This is a genomic window from Phenylobacterium sp. FG114, assembly GCF_057809855.1.
In genome coordinates this window covers 308,087-324,949 of the sequence record NZ_JBMDKU010000004.1, presented here as the reverse complement: position 1 = coordinate 324,949, position 16,863 = coordinate 308,087, and the positions used below count along the sequence as shown (strand labels likewise).

Annotated in this window: 19 protein-coding genes; 15 read left to right on the top strand and 4 right to left on the bottom strand. The window is 71.1% G+C overall.

Features of this window, described 5'->3' with window-relative positions:
• Window positions 1-42: 42 nt before the first annotated feature.
• From ACODSY_RS09140 to ACODSY_RS09130, 3 genes are read right to left on the bottom strand one after another with little or no spacing between them, the layout of a single operon-like run.
• Entirely contained in the window at window positions 43-1,638 is a 1,596-nt protein-coding gene (locus ACODSY_RS09140; RefSeq protein WP_488951402.1) for a type IV secretory system conjugative DNA transfer family protein, read from the bottom strand.
• Window positions 1,635-1,916, bottom strand: a complete 282-nt coding sequence (locus tag ACODSY_RS09135; RefSeq protein WP_488951401.1) for a conjugal transfer protein TraD — start codon at window positions 1,914-1,916, stop codon at window positions 1,635-1,637. Before ACODSY_RS09135 ends, ACODSY_RS09140 begins: the two co-directional genes overlap by 4 nt.
• Window positions 1,891-2,190, bottom strand: coding sequence for a conjugal transfer protein TraD (locus ACODSY_RS09130; RefSeq protein WP_488951400.1), 300 nt, complete (start codon window positions 2,188-2,190; stop codon window positions 1,891-1,893). Before ACODSY_RS09130 ends, ACODSY_RS09135 begins: the two co-directional genes overlap by 26 nt.
• Before the next feature lie 172 nt (window positions 2,191-2,362).
• On the opposite strand from ACODSY_RS09130, the gene traA reads away from it, so the two are divergent.
• The 3 genes from traA to ACODSY_RS09115 all read left to right on the top strand — a co-directional run bounded on the left by traA (window position 2,363) and on the right by ACODSY_RS09115 (window position 5,979).
• Window positions 2,363-4,969, top strand: coding sequence for a Ti-type conjugative transfer relaxase TraA (traA, locus tag ACODSY_RS09125; RefSeq protein WP_488951399.1), 2,607 nt, complete (start codon window positions 2,363-2,365; stop codon window positions 4,967-4,969).
• Entirely contained in the window at window positions 4,966-5,631 is a 666-nt protein-coding gene (locus ACODSY_RS09120; protein WP_488951398.1) for a DUF6118 family protein, read from the top strand. The genes traA and ACODSY_RS09120 overlap by 4 nt, the downstream gene beginning before the upstream one ends.
• A 123-nt stretch (window positions 5,632-5,754) precedes the next feature.
• Window positions 5,755-5,979, top strand: coding sequence for a LuxR C-terminal-related transcriptional regulator (locus tag ACODSY_RS09115; RefSeq protein ID WP_488951397.1), 225 nt, complete (start codon window positions 5,755-5,757; stop codon window positions 5,977-5,979).
• 50 nt (window positions 5,980-6,029) lie between these two features.
• Here the strand turns inward: ACODSY_RS09115 and ACODSY_RS09110 are convergent, their stop codons facing one another.
• On the bottom strand, window positions 6,030-6,743 hold the full coding sequence (locus tag ACODSY_RS09110; RefSeq protein ID WP_488951396.1) for a hypothetical protein: 714 nt from the start codon (window positions 6,741-6,743) through the stop codon (window positions 6,030-6,032).
• Window positions 6,744-6,956: 213 nt separating this feature from the next.
• On the opposite strand from ACODSY_RS09110, the gene ACODSY_RS09105 reads away from it, so the two are divergent.
• From ACODSY_RS09105 to ACODSY_RS09050, 12 genes are read left to right on the top strand one after another with little or no spacing between them, the layout of a single operon-like run.
• Window positions 6,957-7,289 (top strand): hypothetical protein, encoded by a 333-nt coding sequence (locus tag ACODSY_RS09105; protein ID WP_488951395.1) that lies wholly within the window; start codon window positions 6,957-6,959, stop codon window positions 7,287-7,289.
• Window positions 7,286-7,852 carry a prepilin-type N-terminal cleavage/methylation domain-containing protein gene (locus ACODSY_RS09100; RefSeq protein WP_488951394.1) on the top strand — a complete coding sequence of 189 codons (567 nt, stop codon included), beginning with the start codon at window positions 7,286-7,288 and terminating at the stop codon, window positions 7,850-7,852. The genes ACODSY_RS09105 and ACODSY_RS09100 overlap by 4 nt, the downstream gene beginning before the upstream one ends.
• On the top strand, window positions 7,849-8,652 hold the full coding sequence (locus tag ACODSY_RS09095) for a hypothetical protein (RefSeq protein ID WP_488951393.1): 804 nt from the start codon (window positions 7,849-7,851) through the stop codon (window positions 8,650-8,652). Before ACODSY_RS09100 ends, ACODSY_RS09095 begins: the two co-directional genes overlap by 4 nt.
• Window positions 8,652-9,164, top strand: a complete 513-nt coding sequence (locus ACODSY_RS09090) for a GspMb/PilO family protein (protein ID WP_488951392.1) — start codon at window positions 8,652-8,654, stop codon at window positions 9,162-9,164. The genes ACODSY_RS09095 and ACODSY_RS09090 overlap by 1 nt, the downstream gene beginning before the upstream one ends.
• The gene (locus ACODSY_RS09085) at window positions 9,152-9,712 is read left to right on the top strand and encodes a hypothetical protein (RefSeq protein ID WP_488951391.1); all 561 of its coding nucleotides are present in this window, start codon (window positions 9,152-9,154) and stop codon (window positions 9,710-9,712) included. Before ACODSY_RS09090 ends, ACODSY_RS09085 begins: the two co-directional genes overlap by 13 nt.
• Before the next feature lie 38 nt (window positions 9,713-9,750).
• Window positions 9,751-11,607 (top strand): type II secretion system secretin GspD, encoded by a 1,857-nt coding sequence (gspD, locus tag ACODSY_RS09080; RefSeq protein ID WP_488951390.1) that lies wholly within the window; start codon window positions 9,751-9,753, stop codon window positions 11,605-11,607.
• Entirely contained in the window at window positions 11,570-12,295 is a 726-nt protein-coding gene (locus ACODSY_RS09075; RefSeq protein ID WP_488951389.1) for a hypothetical protein, read from the top strand. The genes gspD and ACODSY_RS09075 overlap by 38 nt, the downstream gene beginning before the upstream one ends.
• Window positions 12,265-12,711, top strand: a complete 447-nt coding sequence (gene gspG, locus ACODSY_RS09070; RefSeq protein ID WP_488951388.1) for a type II secretion system major pseudopilin GspG — start codon at window positions 12,265-12,267, stop codon at window positions 12,709-12,711. The genes ACODSY_RS09075 and gspG overlap by 31 nt, the downstream gene beginning before the upstream one ends.
• Window positions 12,708-13,454: a prepilin peptidase gene (locus tag ACODSY_RS09065; protein ID WP_488951387.1), complete on the top strand. Its 747-nt coding sequence runs from the start codon at window positions 12,708-12,710 to the stop codon at window positions 13,452-13,454. The genes gspG and ACODSY_RS09065 overlap by 4 nt, the downstream gene beginning before the upstream one ends.
• Window positions 13,436-15,142, top strand: a complete 1,707-nt coding sequence (locus ACODSY_RS09060) for a GspE/PulE family protein (RefSeq protein ID WP_488951386.1) — start codon at window positions 13,436-13,438, stop codon at window positions 15,140-15,142. The genes ACODSY_RS09065 and ACODSY_RS09060 overlap by 19 nt, the downstream gene beginning before the upstream one ends.
• Window positions 15,135-16,340, top strand: coding sequence for a type II secretion system F family protein (locus tag ACODSY_RS09055; protein ID WP_488951385.1), 1,206 nt, complete (start codon window positions 15,135-15,137; stop codon window positions 16,338-16,340). Before ACODSY_RS09060 ends, ACODSY_RS09055 begins: the two co-directional genes overlap by 8 nt.
• A gap of 12 nt (window positions 16,341-16,352) precedes the next feature.
• Window positions 16,353-16,853 carry a hypothetical protein gene (locus ACODSY_RS09050; protein WP_488951384.1) on the top strand — a complete coding sequence of 167 codons (501 nt, stop codon included), beginning with the start codon at window positions 16,353-16,355 and terminating at the stop codon, window positions 16,851-16,853.
• The last annotated feature ends 10 nt before the right edge of the window (window positions 16,854-16,863 follow it).

The following is a 16,863-nucleotide window of genomic DNA, read 5'->3' as shown; positions in this document are numbered from 1 at the left end:
GGGCGGCGAGTGGACGGGGGGTAGCCGATCACAGCGTACTGCTCAAACGTCGAACAGCCCGGCAAACTCTTGGTCGGCGTAGTGGCGGACCTTGCCGGCGAGGAGCGGGTCGCGGCCGGGGCGTAGCACCAGCATCATGTGGTCGGGGAGTCGGATGACTTCGTCGGGCGTCAGCAGGTCGCGGCGGACCCGCTGCTCGCTCCAGGACTCGCCGTCGCCTGAAGAGCTCGAGCCGCCCTTCAGCGACGTGGTCGAGCCGGCGTTCATCGACGTGCCGTGGGCGATGAAGGTCTCGGTGGTGACGCCGAGCGTGCGCGAGACCCACTGGGCCGTGTCGATGTCCGCGACGTTGAACACCTGGGTGACGGCGGCGTTGGCGAGGAAGGTCCCGTGCCGTTCGCCGTACAGCGCCTTCAGCTGGTGCAGGTCCTGCAGGATGGCCCACAGCTGCACGCCATAGCCGGCCATCAGGCCATAGGCCTGGGCGAGCGGCTCCAGCCGCCCCAGCGTCGCGAACTCGTCCAGCAGGAAGAGGACCGGGGAGGGCTTCGCGCCGCCGCGCGTGGGTCCGCGGGCCAGGCTGTGCAGGGCCTGCGCGACGAGCAGGCGCAGCCAGCGGGCATGCGTGCCGAGCCGTTCGGGCGGCAGCACCAGGAAGACGCTGGCGCGCTGGTCGCGCAGGTCCTCGAAGGCGAAGTCGGCGCGGGCCAGGCTGTCGGTGATGCGGCGGCTGTCGAGGAAATGGGTATGGCGCTGCGCGGCCGAGAGCACACCGGTGGCCTCGCGGTCCGCCTTGCCGAGATGGCGGTTGGCGGCGCGGGCGACGAGGCCGTCGGCGGCGGGGCTGGCTTGCATGGCCTTCAGGGTGGCGGCGAAACGCGCGGGCGCCGCCGTCAGCAGATCACGCACCGCCGCCAGCGTCGCGCCTTCCGGGGGCGGGTGTGTGACGACGTGCATGATCACGCCGGCGATGAGCGCCTTGGCTTCCTCGTTCCAGTGCGCCTCGCTCACCTGCTCCGGTGGATCGTAGACCAGCGCTTCGGCGATCAGCGCGGCGTCTTCGGCCAGGTCGAGGCCGAACGGATCCAGGGCGGCAAGGGGATTGTAGCTCGCGCTCGGCTGGCCCGACGCTTCAATGGGGTCGAGCACGTGCACGGGCCCGAAGCGCGCCCGCGCGCGCGCCGCGATGCGCGCGTTCTCACCCTTGGGATCGACGCAGAGGATCGCGTGGTCGGACGTCAGCAGGTTGGGAAGGACGACGCCGACGCCCTTGCCCGATCGGGTCGGCGCGAAGGTCAGGAGGTGGCCAGGCCCGTCGTAGCGCATGAGCCAGCCGCCGGCGGCGCGGCCGATGATCAGGCCGACCGATCCGCCGAGCGCGCCGCGGGCGCGGCGCTCGTCGGCGAACTGGGCGCTGCCGTGGGTGGTCACCGGACCCGTGGGCCCGTAGCGCCCCAACCAAAGCAGGTAGCCCCACGCGCCGCCCGCGAGCGTCGCCGTCAGTGGGATCACCCATTCGGCGAGAAGGTCGGGCAGGCCGAAGTGATCCCGCACGATCAGGAAGGGAAGGTTGGCGACGACATTTCCCCAGAACGCGCCGACCAGCGTCGGCCAGATCGCGCCGAGTGCGAGCCTCATTCGACGCGTTCCGCTTCGCTGGCGAAGGCGCGCTGGCCGCGCCGCCGCCACAGCAGCTTCGTGCCGTCACCGTCCGGCGCCTGCAGCCGGTCGGCGAGATCCAGAAAGGCGCCATAGAGCGCGGCGCGATCGTCTTGCGTGAGATCGACGAGGCCGGCCTTGGCGACCAGGCCGCCGAGCTCGATCAGCTGATGGGTCCGTTCACGGCGCTGCACGACCCAGGCCCTCGTGTCCGACCTTGCCTGCGCCGCCTCAAGCCGGTGGCGCGCCGCCGCCATCCGCCGAGCGGCCGTGGCCGCTGCGACCAGCGCCGCCGCCAGTCCGGCTCTGTCCCTGAAAGAAGCTGGCGCCGGCGCGCCGCCAGGCCTCCCGCGTGGACGCGTCGGCCTTGGCGGCGGCGACGAGCGCCCCGGCCAGTTCTTCGACGGAAAGGTGGTCGGCGCCGGTGGCGATCACCAGCTCGCCGAACTGCGTGACCCGCCGGCCCTTCAGCGCCTTGGCGCGCTGCTGCAGGGCCTGAAGTTCTGCGTCGAGGTCGCGCGGCTTCTTCATGACGTTGCCTCCGTGCAAACGGAGACCGAACCCTGCGCGGCCGTTTTTCCGGGCGCTATGGGTAAGCTTACGCATGGCGGTCCCGTCACTCACGGCCGAAGGTCTGAGTGCGCGCTTATACGTCGTGACCGACGTCCTTGGGCGCGACGGGCTCGAAGGGCGGAGCGCCGCGATGGCGATCTACCATTTCTCGGCGAAGGTGATCTCGCGGGCCAGGGGCTCGTCGGCCGTCGCCGCGGCTGCCTATCGGTCGGCCTCACGGCTGCATGACGAACGTCTCGATCGCGCCCACGACTTCTCGGCCAAGGCGGGCGTCGTGCATTCGGAGGTCATGCTGCCCGCTGGCGCGCCGGAGCGCTGGCGCGATCGCGAGACGCTCTGGAACGAGGTGGAGGCGAAGGAAGGCCGCAAGGATGCGCAGCTCGCGAGGGAGGTGGAGTTCGCGTTGCCGCGGGAGCTCTCGCAGCGCGACGGCCTCGAGCTCGCCCGCTCGTTCGTGCAGCGCGAGTTCGTGGGCAAGGGCATGGTCGCCGACCTCAATGTGCATTGGGATGTCGGCGCCGACGGCGAGCCCAAGCCGCATGCACACGTCATGCTCGCGTTGCGCTCGGCGGGGCCGGAAGGGTTTGGCGGCAAGGTGCGCGACTGGAACGCCACGGACCAGCTGGTCGCGTGGCGGGAGGCGTGGGCGGACCATGCCAACCGCCGGCTCGCCGAACTTGGCATCGACACGCGGATCGATGCGCGCGCCCTCAAGGACCAGGGCATCGATCTGGAGCCGCAGAACAAGATCGGCGCGTCGGGCGCGCGGCGCGAGATCCATGGCGAGGCCGCTGAGCGTGCGGAAGATCATCGCGCGATCGCGCGGCGCAACGGCGAGCGGATCCTGGCCGAGCCCGAGATCGCGCTGTCGGCCATCACCCACCAGCAGGCGACGTTCACCGACCATGACCTTGCCCGGTTCGTGCACCGGCACACGGACGGCAAGGCGCAGTTCGACGCCGCGCTCGCCAAGGTGCGGGCGAGTTCCGAGACCGTCCGGCTGGGACGGGACGGTCAGGGTCGCGAACGCTTCACCAGCCGCGAGATGCTGCGCGTCGAGCGCGGTCTCGAGCGTGATGCCGACCAGATGGCTGAACGGCCAGGACATGCCGTGACGGGGCGCGACAAGGACGCGGCGCTGGCGCGCTCCTCCGCCGCTGGGCTCGACCTCTCCACCGCGCAGCGCGACGCCGTGGACCACGTCACCCGTCGTGGCGATCTCGCGCTGCTGGTGGGCTATGCGGGCACGGGCAAGAGCGCGCTCCTGGGCGTCGCGCGCGAGGCCTGGGAGGCGCAAGGCTATCGTGTCCGCGGCGCGGCGTTGTCGGGTATGGCCGCCGAGAGTCTCGAAGGGGGCTCCGGGATCCCGTCGCGGACCCTGGCGAGCCTTGAGCATGCGTGGGCGCGGGATCGCGAGACGCTGGGCCCGCGGGACGTGCTGGTGGTGGACGAGGCGGGGCTCGTCGGATCGCGTCAGCTCGCCCGCGTGATGGCGCACGCCCAGGCGTCCGGCGCGAAGGTGGTGATGGTCGGCGACGCCGAGCAACTGCAGGCCATCGAGGCGGGCGCCGCGTTCCGGGCGCTCGCGGAGCGCCACGGCGCCTACGAGCTCACCGAGGTGCGGCGACAGCAGGTCGACTGGCAGCGCGATGCGACACGCCAGCTTGCCACCGGCCGGACCGCGCAGGCCCTTGGAGCTTATGCCGCTGGGGGCGCCGTGCACGGGCACGAGGATGCCGCGGCTGCGCGGGAGGCCGTGGTGGCAGGCTGGTGGGCGGCCAAGCAGGCAGCGCCGGAGACCTCGCAGGTCATGCTGGCCTACACGCGCGACGACGTCTCCGCCCTCAACGGCTTGGCGCGCGAGCGCATGCAGGCGGCCGGAGCGTTCGGACCGGATCACACGGTCGAGACCACCCGCGGCGCACGGTTCTTCGCAGTGGGCGAACGGGTCGTCTTCCTGCGCAATGAGCGCGAGCTCGGCGTAAAGAACGGGACGCTGGGCACGGTCGAGCAACTTGGCGAGACGCGCATGAGCGTGCGCCTGGACGACGGGCGGCGTTTGGCCTTCGACCACAAGGCCTACACGGACCTAGATCACGGCTACGCGACGACGATCCACAAGTCGCAGGGTGTGACGGTCGATCGCGCCCATGTGCTGGCTGGCGGCTACATGGACCGGCACGCGACCTACGTCGCCTTGTCGCGGCATCGCCAGAGTGTGGCGTTGCACTACGACCGCGAGACCTTCGCCGATCAGGCCGAACTCGGGCGGGCGTTGTCGCGGGAGCGGGCCAAGGACTCCACCCTCGACTACCCGGAGCTCTTCACCGAGCGCCGAGGTCTCGCGCAAGTCGCTGGCCGCGCGTTCGAGGCGTTTCGGTCGCACGGATCGGGCCCGGCCGCCGGACCTGAAGTCCGGCAGGACGAACTGGCGCGCGTCCAGGCCTTCGCGCGGGCCTGGCAGGACGGCGTGCGGATCCGCATCGCCGGCCATGATCTGCTCGCCCATCAGCGGGTGGCGTTGGACCGAGCGGCCGGTGCGCTGGACAGGGCGAGCCCTGGTCTGGCCGCGAAGGTGGCTGCGGCGCTGGAGCGCGACCCTGCGCTGGCCGCGCCTGCCGCCCGTGGGCGGCCCCAGGCCTTGCTGCGGGCCGCCGAGCGAACCTCTACCCCGGACCTGCAGCAGGCGCGGGACATCGGGCGCGAGACGAGCCGTGATCGCGGATGGGAGCGATGAGCCTGCAGCCCGGCGATCTGGCGGCGGCCGCCTTCGAGCGTTTGCGAAGCGAGGTGGCGCTCCTTCGGCGCGCGGTCGAGAGTTTGGCCGCAAGTGCGCAAGACGCGTCCGTCGACTACAGCCCGACCCTCGCGGAGCTCTCCGAAGCGATCGCGGCCGTCAGCGCTCAAGCCATGGCGCTGGGCGAGCGCCCGCTCCTGGCCCTCGCCCCGGACCAGCTCGGGTCATTGTTCCAGATCGCCGCGGCCAAGGTGCTGGCGAAGCCGGTGGCGGAGCTCGAACGTGAGCGTATAACCCTCCGCCAGGCAGGGGAGGCGCTCCGCGCGGCTCGTGAGGCTGATCTGGCGAAGTCGCGGTCCTGGCGCCGGACCGCGAGCCTGCTAGGCGGTGGGGCCTTGGCGGGCATTGTTCTGTGGAGCCTCCTCCTGGGGCCGGTCGCCCGCATGCTCCCGGCCAGTTGGGGGACTCCCGAGCGCCTGGCCGCTGCCACCTTGAACCTGCCGATGGCGCCGGCCGGAGACCGGTTGCTTCGGCGCGGCGACCCGCAGGGCTGGACAGCCGTGGAGGTCGCTCGCCGGGTGCCGCGCGAGGAGCTTCTGGCGCTCCACGACTGCATCTCCCGTTCGCGGAAGACATGCACCGTGAAGGTCGGCCGCCAGTAAATGGCGGATTGCGCGCCAAGAAGTTGCGGACAGTCCGCTGGTTTGTGTCGCTCGTGGGTTGTGTTTGTTGAATTGTAGTTCTTGAGGTAGCTTCATCCTGGAGTTGCAAGCGCGCGGTGCGTCATGCGTATGCTTAAGCTTGAAGATGTTGAAGTCAGCCTCAGTCCTCGTCAGCTCGAATGCTTAAGCTGGGCTGAGGCAGGAAAGAGCGCACGGGACATCGGCCAGATCTTGGGAATTTCCCAGCGTACCGTGGAGAAGCATCTCGAACAGGCCTGTGCTTCGCTGGGCGTCCGGACGCGCATACAGGCGGTGGTCGCGGCCCGTGACCTCGGACTGCTCGCCTGAGTGCGAGGTGGGGACGCCTGGTGCGGACCTAAGGGCCACCTCCCGCAACGCTAGGGCGTAGCCGGAAACTCCAATCGATAGGTCCTTCTGGCCAGCCGGATGTCGCCCCGCGGCATGCAGGCGGCGATCGCCGCGAGGGCATTCGCCTCGGACTTCAGTCTCGGTTCGCTGAGCAGGGCGCTGCTGGCGCGGATCACGCTGGGAGGACCGCGGAGCTTGCCGCCGCTGTCGAGCGGCACGTCAATGGTGACGGGCACCTGGCCGCGAAAGCCAAGGTTACGCCAGCAGGGTTCGATCGCGCCCCAAAGGGCTCCGGTGGAGGCGGTCCCGGCGGTCTCACCGTCGGTTCCTTCATCGGTCCTGGCCTTGTTGCGGCGGGCTTCCGACCATCGGTTGGGATCTGGAACGTGGGCTCCGCCTTGCGACGCTGCGGGCGGCGCGGAACGCGAGGTGGGAGACGCGCTTCCCGGGCCCGAGAGACGCGCAGCCAGGTCGGAAAACCGGCGCGCATCGTCGCTTGCGAGCACGGGCACGCCATCCGGCCGCGCCGTGGGGCGAAGCCGCAGGAGGAGTGGCGCGGCGCCGGATGAGTCCGCCGTCGAGGTTTCAGCGACCGACATGGGTGGCCGCACCAGCGTCACCGCAAACACCGGGCCCACCGGCCCACCGCCGGAATCGCCGGCCGAGACAAGCTCTCCGCCGGCGCGGCTGAAGGCGGCGAAGAACAGGCCGATGTGGAAGACGATCGAGGCGGCGAAGACCAAAGCACGCCGCCGCCTTTCCCGATCCGACACTGCCATCCCCATTTGTCGCAACCTAATGATCTAACCGGAGGTTGCGGGTCCGCGTCCATATGCTAACGCTCAAGCTTCAGCGCTTTGGGGGAGTGGCGTTTGAGTTTCGGCGTGTCGCGTCCGCCTTTACCGCGGCCCCTTGTGCGGGGCCCGCAGGCGCCTGCCCCGGAGGCGGGCCATGCCTTGGCGGACGCCTTGGTGGCGATGTTGATCCTGTCCACGACGCTGATCCTGAGCCTTGCCGCTCTCGGTCAGGCGCGCGATGTCGCGACCGTGGCGTTGGAGACTCGTCGTGCTCAGAGCCTGCTGACCTGGCTCTTTGTGTCGCAATCAGCGAGCTTCACGCGCAGCGATGGCATGAGCGATGGCTTCGCCTGGTCGGTGGAGACGAGCACGACCGGGGCAGAACGTCCGATCGAAGTGTGCCGGCGCGCAGTAGCGCTCACCAACCTTCAGAGCGGGCGGGCCTACCAAGCCGCCACGCTCGAACCGTGTCCGCTGGAAGCCGCCCCGTGAGCGAGGCCGGCTACACCCTCACCGAGACTCTGGCGGCCATGGCCGTCATTGGCCTGGGCCTCGGTGGCTTCGGCCTCGGCATGCAGGTCCATGCCGCGCAGCAAGGCGCCGTTGGGGCCGTCGTCTTGCAGGCGCAGACGCCGCGGGCGGTCGAGCAGTGGCTTGAGGGGCGCCTCGAGGAAAACGGTCCCTTCATCGCGGGCCAGGGCGAACGCCTGACGGGCGATCCTTCGGGTCTCCAGTTCGACTGCGAGGGCGAGAGCGTTTGCTCGGCGCGCCTCGAGGGAGAAGATGGCCAGCGCATGCTCAGGCTGGTCAGTGGGAACGAGGCGCCGCTCGTCTATCGCCTGGTCGGCAAGCGAGATCCGCGGTTCGTCTATGATACAGGCGGCGGCCCGACGGATCGGTGGCCACCCTCCGGCGAGGGCGCTCGCCAGCCCCTGAGGTCGGTATACTTGGTCGAGGGTGAGCCATCGTCGCCCGCGCCGATCCTCGTCGCGAGGCTCCACGCCGAACAGCCGCAGGGCTGTCGCTTCGACCCGATCGCGCAGGCCTGCCGGTGAACCTGCCGCTCAGAGAGCTCGATGAGGCGCCGCTGGACTCTCGTCCGGACCCGAAGGTCTTCGTCCGCGCGCTGACCACGCCCCCCGGGGCGCCGTGGGAACAGGCGCGCGCCGCGCGGCTCGACGCGCGCCACGGGGCGCCGCTACCGCTTGCGGAGCTGTTGCATCAGGTCCGGCGGTTGGATCGCTGGGCGCCGGGCCGGCCGGGCCGCTACGCGGCGTTCTACGTGCGCAGGCGGGAGGTGTCGGGAGCTTTCGAGACGACGGCCGAGGTGGACGGCGCCACGCTCACTGTGCGCTTCGGCCAATCGGCGCTCGACCTCGGACGCTTGCGCGGCCCCGCCGCCGCGCTCGCCCTGCTCGTGCTTTCCGGCGCGCTGTTGGGTGGCGGCGCCATGTTGGCGCTCGGCGCGCGCAGTGAGGCGGAGGCCCGGCTCGCGGCCGATGAGACGCTTGCGGCTTCGAAGCTTCGGCTGGCCCAGAAGGTGCGCGATCGGGCCAACCAAGCCCGCGACCTGCGGGCCCTCGTAGGACAGGGTCGCCCGGTGAGCGACGTGGTGGCCGACCTTACCTGGATCGCGACGTCCAAGACGCCCGAAGCGCGGATCGTGGGCGTCCACTGGGAGCAGGGCTTGCTGGCGGTCGAGGCGCGAGGGGAACAGCCGCCGTTCCTGACTACGGATCGCGCAGTCGAGAGATCGGCCAAGCCCCTGCGCGCGGGCGTGTGGCTCTGGGCCATCGGGCGGCCGGACGCTGGCGCGCGTCGTCCGGGCCCGCTCGCTGCGGAGCTCGGACCCTGATGCCGCGGCCAAGCCTGAAGCCCTTTGATGTCGCGGCCGCGATCGGCGTGGGCGCCGGCGCGGCGCTGATCTTTGGAGTCGTCTTGGCAAGCTTGGCGACGCCGAACGACTTCGAGGGGCGGCTGGGCGCGCTCACGGGTGCGGCGGATCGATCGGAAGCGCTCCTAAAGCCGGTACGAGACCGCGGTCCGTTCGGCGCCGAGGCGCTGTGCTCGCGCGATCCGATGGCCCAGGCGAACGATCTGCGCGAGCGGGTGTCCGCACAGGTCACGCAGGCGGGCCTGGTGCTCGACAGCCTGGAGACCCGCGTCGAGCCCACGCCGGACGCGGATACGCGTGTCGTCCCGGTGCGGCTGCGCTTCTCCGTCACCGGCCCGTACGAGGGCGCTGTCGGCGTGCTGGCGCTGCTGTCGCGCGAGCGGCCGCAGCTCTTCGTCGACAGCCTCGACCTGACGCCGAAGGTGTCCAGCGTCACCCTTTCCTTCTCGGGGCGTGTGTTTTGCGGCGTTTAGATCTCATCGGCGCGGCCGCGCCACTCGGTCTCGCCACCGGCCTGGCAGCTTGGCTGCTGGCCGGCGGGATGTCGGTGAAGGCCAACGCGCTCGACGAGGCGCACGCGCGCCTCCTCGGTCTCAAAGCCCCGACGGCCGGCGCCGTAAGGGGCGGCGAGGCGAGCGCCTCGGCCTTGCTGGGCTCGCCGCTCTTCGCCCTCACGACGGGCCCCGGCGCCGTCCGCGAGCCCGCGATCCGGCTCGACGGGGTCTCGGTCTCGCGGCGGCGGCTCGCGGCGCTCGTCTCGATCGACGCCCGGCCCGCCGAATGGCTGGCGGTGGGCGAGATGCGCGATGGCGTGACGCTGCAGGCGGTGACTGCGTCCGGCATCACGCTCGAGACCGCCCTCGGGCCGAAGACCCTGAACCTCGGCGAACAATCGGCCGCCAGTTCGCCCGCGCCCGGGGGCGGCGCGCTCGCGGCCGCGACGCCGACGGTCGAGGATCGAATGCCGCCGGGCTTCCGCGGCCCACCGGAACCGGCGAGTGCACCGGCGGTCGCCCGCTGATGGTCCTGTGCAGATTTCCCACCGCTCTGGTCGCGGGCGTGTTGCTCGCCACAGCGGCGGCGCCCGCAGCCTTGGCGCAGGGCAGGGCCACGGAGTCTTACGCCTTCGCGTTCCAGAATGCGGAGATCGCCCTCGTCGTCCAGGAAGTCCTGGGTCAAGCCGGACAGCCCTACGTCCTCGACCCGGCCGTCAGCGGCAAGATCACGTTCCGCATCGAGCAGCGGCTGACCCGTGACCAGCTCTTGGCGGCGCTCGAGGCGGCGCTGGCGGCCAACAATGTCGCCATGGTGCGCAACGGCGACCAGCTGACGATCACGCCGCAGGCCAAGGCGCGAACCGCCGCGCCCATCCAGCGGAGCGCGGCCGGCTTGCGCGGCGCGGGCTACGAGATGATCGCCGTGCCCCTCGGCTATGCCCAACCGAGCGAGGTGGCGCGCGCGCTGGAGGCGATCGCCGCCGGCGACACGGTCCTCTATTCGAACGACAAGCTGGGTTTGCTGCTGCTCGGCGGTTCCGGCGGCCAGCTAACCGCGGCACTCGAGACGCTCAAAGTCTTCGACCAGAGCGCCTTCCAAGACTCCAAGATCCGCTGGCACGAACTCACGCAGGCGCAGGCGACCACGGTCGCAGGCGAAGTCGACCGGATCGTCCAGGGGGCGGGACTCATCGGGGTGACGATCGTGCCGCTCAAGCGCCTGAACGGCCTCATCGTCTTCGGCCGCTCAGGTGAGGCGCTGGACGAGATCGGTAAGTGGGTGCGCCGCCTGGATACCCCCGGGAACGACCGGTCCTCGACGCTCTTCGTGTACCGGCCGCAGTTCGCTTCCGCCGAAGCCCTGGCGCGGACCCTGGGCAGCGTCGTGGGTGGCGGCGCGGGCGGTCAGGGTCTGGCGCCGCCTACCTCGACATCTACCGCGGGGCGGGAGGTCCAAGGCTCCGCGGCCATGCCCCCGGCGCCCGCGATGGCGCCGATCGGAGGCGGCGCGAGCGGCGGCGACGAAGACGCGCTGCGCGTCGGCCTCGACCGCGAGTCCAACACGCTGCTGGTGTTCGCCTCACCGTCGAAGTGGGTGCAGGTCCAGCGGATCCTGTCCGAGATCGACCGCCCGCAGCGCCAGATCATGATCGAGGCCTCGATCGTCGAGGTGACGCTCGGCAAGACCTTCCAGTTCGGCGTCGACTGGAACGTTTTTTCCGGCGACCTGCGGATCGGCGCGGTGAACAACGGTTCGAGCGCCACGATCGGCCAGTCCTTTCCGGGCTTCTCGGTCAGCTACATCAACAGCGACATCGCCGCCGCGCTGAGCGCGCTCGGCACGCGGACCTCGATCGAGGTAGTCTCGGCGCCCAAGATCATCACCCTCGACAATCGTCCCGCCCGCCTGCAGGTGGGCGACCAGGTGCCAATCGTGACCCAAAGGGCCCAGAGCCGCTCGAGCGACGACGCCCAGCTGATCAACTCCATCGACTATCGCAACACCGGCGTGATCCTCAACGTGACGCCGCGCATCGCCGGCGACGACAGGCTCGTGCTCGACGTCTCCCAGGAAGTGAGTTCGGTAGGGCGCACCAACACCTCCGGCATCGACTCGCCGACCATCCAGCAGCGGCGGTTCGAGAGCACCCTGGTGCTGGAGGACGGCGGCACGGTCGCGCTCGGCGGCCTGATCAGCTCCACGACCTCGGCTGGCGATACCGGGGTCCCGTACCTCAAGGACATTCCCGGCGTGGGATCCCTGTTCCGCAGCAGCAACAAGGACCGTACCCGCAGCGAGCTCATCGTGTTGTTGAGCGCGCGCATCATCGCCGACAAGCCGTCGGCTCAACGCGCCATGGCTGACCTAGCGCGCGACATGCATGAGCTGCAGGCCCGTGGCCGACTGCCCCAGCCCTGACCCCAATGCGGGCTATGCGACCCCGGCCGCGCTCGTCCTGGCGCTGGGCCTTTCGTTGGTGGCGACCGCGATGGTGGCCCGCAGCGTCATGATGCTGCGCCTCGCCAAGGCCGACCTCGCCCGCCGTCAGGTCGAATATGTCCTGGACGGAGCCCACCTCGCCGCAGCGGCGACGATCGTCCGCGCCGGCGACGGCGGTCCCTACCGGTGGGCGCTGCCGACCGACGCCGGCTTTGCCGAGGCGCTTGCCGAGAGCGAGGCCGAAAAGCTTGCCCCAGCCGAGGCCGCGGCGCTGCGGGAGGAGGCCTATGCCGAGATGGGCGTCTCGGACCTGGCCGCGCTCAAGGCGCGCCTGGCGGCGCTGCCGACGCCGGGCTTCGCCGACGTCGCCGGGCTCGACGCCGCGCCGCTCTGGCGGGAGTGCGCGCCGTCCCTGATCTCGCCTCTGGGCCGGGCCACCGAGCCGCCGCGTGCGCCCCAGGAGCCGCGGGCGCGACCGGAGACGCCGGACTGGCGGATCGGCGAGACGTGGCGGGTGCGGGTCACAACCGCAGCGGGTTGGCGCGATGATCGGATTGTGAGATTTACCGGAGACGCGCGCCATCCTGTGGCGGTGGTGCACCGGAAGTTGTCGCGAAGCGACGGGGGGCAGGGGCGATGCGACGCAGTAGAGGCCGCGGCCACCTAGGCCGCGACGCAGGCTATACGCTGACCGAGATCCTCGTGGTGATGGCGATCATCGGCCTGATCGCCGCTGTCCTGACCCCCAACCTCGTGGGTCAGCTCGGCCGCTCCCGCGCCAAGACCGCACAGGTCCAACTCGAGACCGTCGCTGCCGCTGTCGAGATGTTCCGGGCCGACGTGGGCCGCTATCCGACCCAGGCGGAAGGCCTCCAGGCCCTGGTCAGCCAGCCCGCGGATGGGGAAGGTTGGACGGGGCCCTACGTCAAGAATGCGCGGACCTTGCAGGACCCCTGGGGTAACGCCCTCGACTATCGCCGGGCCGAGGACGGGCGCACCTTCGCCGTGGTGAGCTTGGGCGCCGATGGCGTGGCCGAGGGGCAGGGCCTCAACCGAGACCTGAGCGCGCCGGCCGTACGATGATGCCGTCGCTCGCCGCTCTCGCCGTGGCGGCTGTGGCGGGGCTCGCGCTCGGCAGTTTCGCGGTGACCCATGGCCTGCGCGTGAGCCGCGGGGGGACCGCGATTGCGGGACGCTCTCGGTGCGACGGCTGCGGTCAGCCGTTGTCCTTTGCCGCCACCATCCCGCTGCTCGCCTACGCGCGCTTCCGCGGCGCCTGTGCGGCGTGCGGCGGCCGCATCGATCCGCTGCATCTGGCGGGCGAGGCGGGGGGCGCAATCGTTGTCGCCGGCGCCTGCCTAGCGGGCGATCCGATCCGGGCGGTGCTCATCGCCACCCTTGGCTTGGTCCTGATCGCGGCCGCTACGGTCGACCTGAAGGTGAAGCGCCTGCCCGACGCCCTGACAGGGCTCGTGGCGCTCCTCGCGCTCGGCCTTGCCGCGAGCCGATCCGCTGAGGCCCTACTCGCCGGCCTCGCGGCCGCCGCCGTGAGTATCGCGATCCTCCTGGGCCTCCGTGCGGCCGGACAGGCGCGCCGCGGCGAACCGGGCCTGGGTCTGGGCGACGTGAAGCTGGTCGGCGCCGCGAGCCTGTGGCTGGGCGTGTCGACGCCCTGGGCGATCGTCATCTCCGCTCTGCTGGGTCTGGTGACGATGGCGGTGCTGCGCCCGAAGGACGGGCGCGCGCCGTTCGGGCCGGCCCTGGCCGCGGGATTCTGGTTCACCGGCACAACCCTGGAGGCCTGGTCGTGGCCGACGACGATGTGAGCGCCGCCTTCACGCAGGCGGCCCGCTCGCGCCGTGACCAGGTGCGGGATCGGCTGTTGGATCAGGGCATCGTCGATGCCTCCGCGATCGCCCGCGCGGAGATCGTGGCGGCTCGGACGCGCCAGCCGCTCGAGCAGGTGTTGAACCAGCTGGGCGCGCTCTCCGACGACGATCTCGTCGAGGCCTATGCCGCGGTGTGTGGCTGCGAGGTGTGGGAGCCCAGCCGCGCGCCGGCGCAACTGCAGCTGGCCGACGTCGGCGTCTCGGCGGACTTCCTGCGCCGCGCGCGCGTTCTGCCGCTGCGGCGCGAGGGAGGATCGCTCGTGTGCGCGAGCTGCGATCCGCTCGATGACGAGGGTCTGGCGGGGCTCATCTTCGCCACCAGTGCGGACCTGACCATCCTGTCTGCGCGCCCGACGGACTGGGCGCGCGAGTTCGAGAGAGCGTTCGGGGCGCCGCGGGAGATCGCGGCGCGGCCCGACGAGCGCCGGCTGGAGCGCGAGATCGACCTGGTCTCGGACCGTTCGACGGAAGGCGCCGGCGCCCGGATCGTCGCGGCCGCCTTCGAGGCGGCGATCGCGTCCGGCGCCTCCGACATCCACTTCGAGCCGACCCGCAACGACCTGCGCATCCGGCTGCGGGTGGACGGACGGCTTGTGGATCACCAGGTGGTCTCGGCCGACTTGGCGGCGCCGGCGGTCTCGCGCGTGAAGGTGATCGCCAACCTAAACCTCGGCGAGCGACGGCTGCCGCAGGATGGACGCACCACCTTCGTCGTCGAGGGGCGGTCGGTGGATGTCCGCGTCGCGACCTCGCCCACCGTGTTCGGGGAATCCGCCGTGTTGCGGATCCTCAACCGCGATGCGGTGCCGCTCGACATGGACAAGCTCGGTCTCACCTCGGCCGTGGCCGCCGTTCTGGGTCGCGCGGCGCGGACCGCCCACGGGCTCTTCCTGATCACCGGGCCGACAGGGAGCGGCAAGACCACCACCCTCTATGCTCTGCTCCAGGCCTTCGTAGGGTCCGGCAAGAAGGTGCTCTCGGTCGAGGATCCGGTCGAATACCACTTCGAGCACGTCTCGCAGACTCAAGTCGCCGCTCATCTCGGGCTTACCTTCGCCGCGGCGCTGCGGTCGTTTCTGCGGCAAGACCCGGACGTGATCCTGGTGGGCGAGATCCGCGATCCGGAGACGGCCGCCGTCGCGGTGCAGGCCGCCATGACCGGCCACCTCGTGCTCGCATCGGTCCATGCCAACGATGCGCTGGCCGTCCTGCCGCGGCTCCGCGACATGGGCGTCGAACCCTACCAACTGGCGGCCGGCTTCCGCGGCGCCGCCGCCCAGCGGCTGGTCCGACGCCTATGCGGGCGATGCGTGGTCGAGGCCCCGCCGAACGAGGCGGAGCAGCAGTTCGCGCGTGCGCTCGGGCGCGTGCTTCCGCAGACCGTGCGCCATCCTGTCGGCTGCACCTATTGCCGGCGTTCCGGCTTCAAGGGCCGCATCCCCATCAGCGAGGCGTTCCTAGCCAACGACGTTTTGCTGCGCGCCGTGGCGGACCGGGCGTCCGCGCGCGAGATCGAGGCCCTGGCGCGCGAGGCCGGCCTGCGGGGCATGGCGGAGAACGGCTTCGATCTCGCTGTGGAGGGCGCCACGACCCTCGAGGAAGTGGCGGCCGCGATCCATGGCTGACCTGCAGTTCAGCTATGTGGCTGTCGACCGCGAGGGGCGCCGCGTCCGCGGGACCCTGGCGGCCGGCGACGAGGCGGCGGCCTTCGACGCCCTTCGCCGCGACGGCTTCTCCCCGGTCTCCTTGAAGGGGCGGGCGATGCGCCGGCCGAAGGTGCGCGCTCAGCCGTTGCGGGCGCGCGAGACCGCGGAGTTCCTGTCGGGCCTGGCGGACCTGCTCCGTGCGGGTGCCGATATCCGCACCGCACTCAGCATCCTGGGCGCGCGCGTGGAGAGATCGGCCCTCAAGCGGGTGGGCGAGGATCTTTCGTCCGACATCGCTGGCGGCGAGCCCCTAGACAGGGCTTTCGCCCGCGCGTTCCAAGCCTCGCAGCCGTTCGTGGCGCCCATGGTCGCCGCGGGCGAAGCGGCGGGCGACTTGCCGGGCGGGTTGCAGCGGGCGGCGGAGGTTATCAGCGCGCGCCTGAAGCTGCGTGACCAGCTGGTCGGCGTGCTGGCCTATCCCGCCTTCGTGCTGGCGAGCGCCGTCGCAGCTCTCTTCGTGATCCTGCTTTATATCGTCCCCTCGATCGCCCCGCTCGCCAGCGAGCTGGGGTCCGAGCCGCCGCTCAGCCTGCGTCTGATGATCGCTGCGAGCGACGTCCTCCGCGGCAACCTTCGCAACTTGGCGATGGGCCTCGCCAGCATCCTCCTGGGCCTGCTCCTCGCTGGGCGCGCCGGCCTGCTGTCCGGCCCGCTGGACCGTCTGCTGTTGGATGGCCCGCTGCGGCGGACGGTGGCCGGCGTGGTGTTCGGAGGTTTCGCGCAGTCCTTGGGGGCGATGATATCCGCCGGCGCGCCGATTGCCGAGGCGCTGCGGCTGGCGGGCCGCACCGTCGCCGTGAAGGGCGCCCGGACGCGCCTCGAGCCGGTGACCCAGGCCGTGCGGCAGGGGGAGTTCCTCTCGACGGCGTTGGGCGAGGTCCGCGCCTTCCCGTCTGCCATCGTGCGTCTGACCGCCGTCGGCGAGGCGTCGAACAGCCTGGGCCCGATGCTCCAACGCAGCGGACGCATGGAGGAGGAGGCCGCGCTGCGGCGCATCGAGGCGGCCGGCCGCATCGCCGGGCCTGCCCTCATCGTGCTGTTGGGCGCGGTCCTGGGCGTGCTCATGGCCGGGCTGTTGACCGGCGTCAGTCAGATGGGCCAGTCGGCCCTGGAGTAGGGAGGGTTTGCGATGATCTCGATGCGCGGGGGATTCTTGGCCACCGTAATCGCTGCTGCGGCTGCAAGCCCAGTGGCCGCGGCGGAGCCTGAGTCGCTGCTGGTCGCGGCCTATGTCCGCCAGCTGGCCGAGCAGTGCGGCCCCCTTCCGCAAGGCGCCGCCGCGCCGAATTCCGTCGAGCGCATCGATCTCAACGGCGACGGCAAGGCGGAGTGGGTCATCGACGCCGCGCGCTACCCCTGTGGGCGGAAGTCTCCCATGGCGTCTGAGGTGGGCGAGCAGCTCACGGTCTTCGCGGAACAGCAGGGTTCCGTCGTCCCGGTCTTCCAGCGGTTCGCCTTCGGGGTGCGTACCCAGCGCACGGGCCCCGGCGCGCCATTCCTCGTCATCACCCTGGGCGGCCCGGATTGCGGTGGCGCGGATCGCGCGGCGCGCTGCGAGCAGCGCCTCGCCTGGCGATCTGCGGAGAAGCGCTTCCAGCTTGAGAGCCTCTCCGCCAAGCCACCGCGATGACCATTCGCCA

Excerpts from the sequence above, each read along its gene's own strand:
- ACODSY_RS09075 (WP_488951389.1), top strand. The coding sequence starts at position 11,570 with ATGAGCTGCAGGCCCGTGGCCGACTGCCCCAGCCCTGACCCCAATGCG.
- ACODSY_RS09065 (WP_488951387.1), top strand. The coding sequence starts at position 12,708 with ATGATGCCGTCGCTCGCCGCTCTCGCCGTGGCGGCTGTGGCGGGGCTC.
- ACODSY_RS09135 (WP_488951401.1), bottom strand. The coding sequence starts at position 1,916 with ATGGCGGCGGCGCGCCACCGGCTTGAGGCGGCGCAGGCAAGGTCGGAC.
- ACODSY_RS09050 (WP_488951384.1), top strand. The coding sequence starts at position 16,353 with ATGATCTCGATGCGCGGGGGATTCTTGGCCACCGTAATCGCTGCTGCG.
- ACODSY_RS09115 (WP_488951397.1), top strand. The coding sequence starts at position 5,755 with ATGCGTATGCTTAAGCTTGAAGATGTTGAAGTCAGCCTCAGTCCTCGT.
- ACODSY_RS09140 (WP_488951402.1), bottom strand. The coding sequence starts at position 1,638 with ATGAGGCTCGCACTCGGCGCGATCTGGCCGACGCTGGTCGGCGCGTTC.
- ACODSY_RS09120 (WP_488951398.1), top strand. The coding sequence starts at position 4,966 with ATGAGCCTGCAGCCCGGCGATCTGGCGGCGGCCGCCTTCGAGCGTTTG.
- ACODSY_RS09090 (WP_488951392.1), top strand. The coding sequence starts at position 8,652 with ATGCCGCGGCCAAGCCTGAAGCCCTTTGATGTCGCGGCCGCGATCGGC.
- traA (WP_488951399.1), top strand. The coding sequence starts at position 2,363 with ATGGCGATCTACCATTTCTCGGCGAAGGTGATCTCGCGGGCCAGGGGC.
- ACODSY_RS09055 (WP_488951385.1), top strand. The coding sequence starts at position 15,135 with ATGGCTGACCTGCAGTTCAGCTATGTGGCTGTCGACCGCGAGGGGCGC.
- ACODSY_RS09130 (WP_488951400.1), bottom strand. The coding sequence starts at position 2,190 with ATGAAGAAGCCGCGCGACCTCGACGCAGAACTTCAGGCCCTGCAGCAG.
- gspG (WP_488951388.1), top strand. The coding sequence starts at position 12,265 with ATGCGACGCAGTAGAGGCCGCGGCCACCTAGGCCGCGACGCAGGCTAT.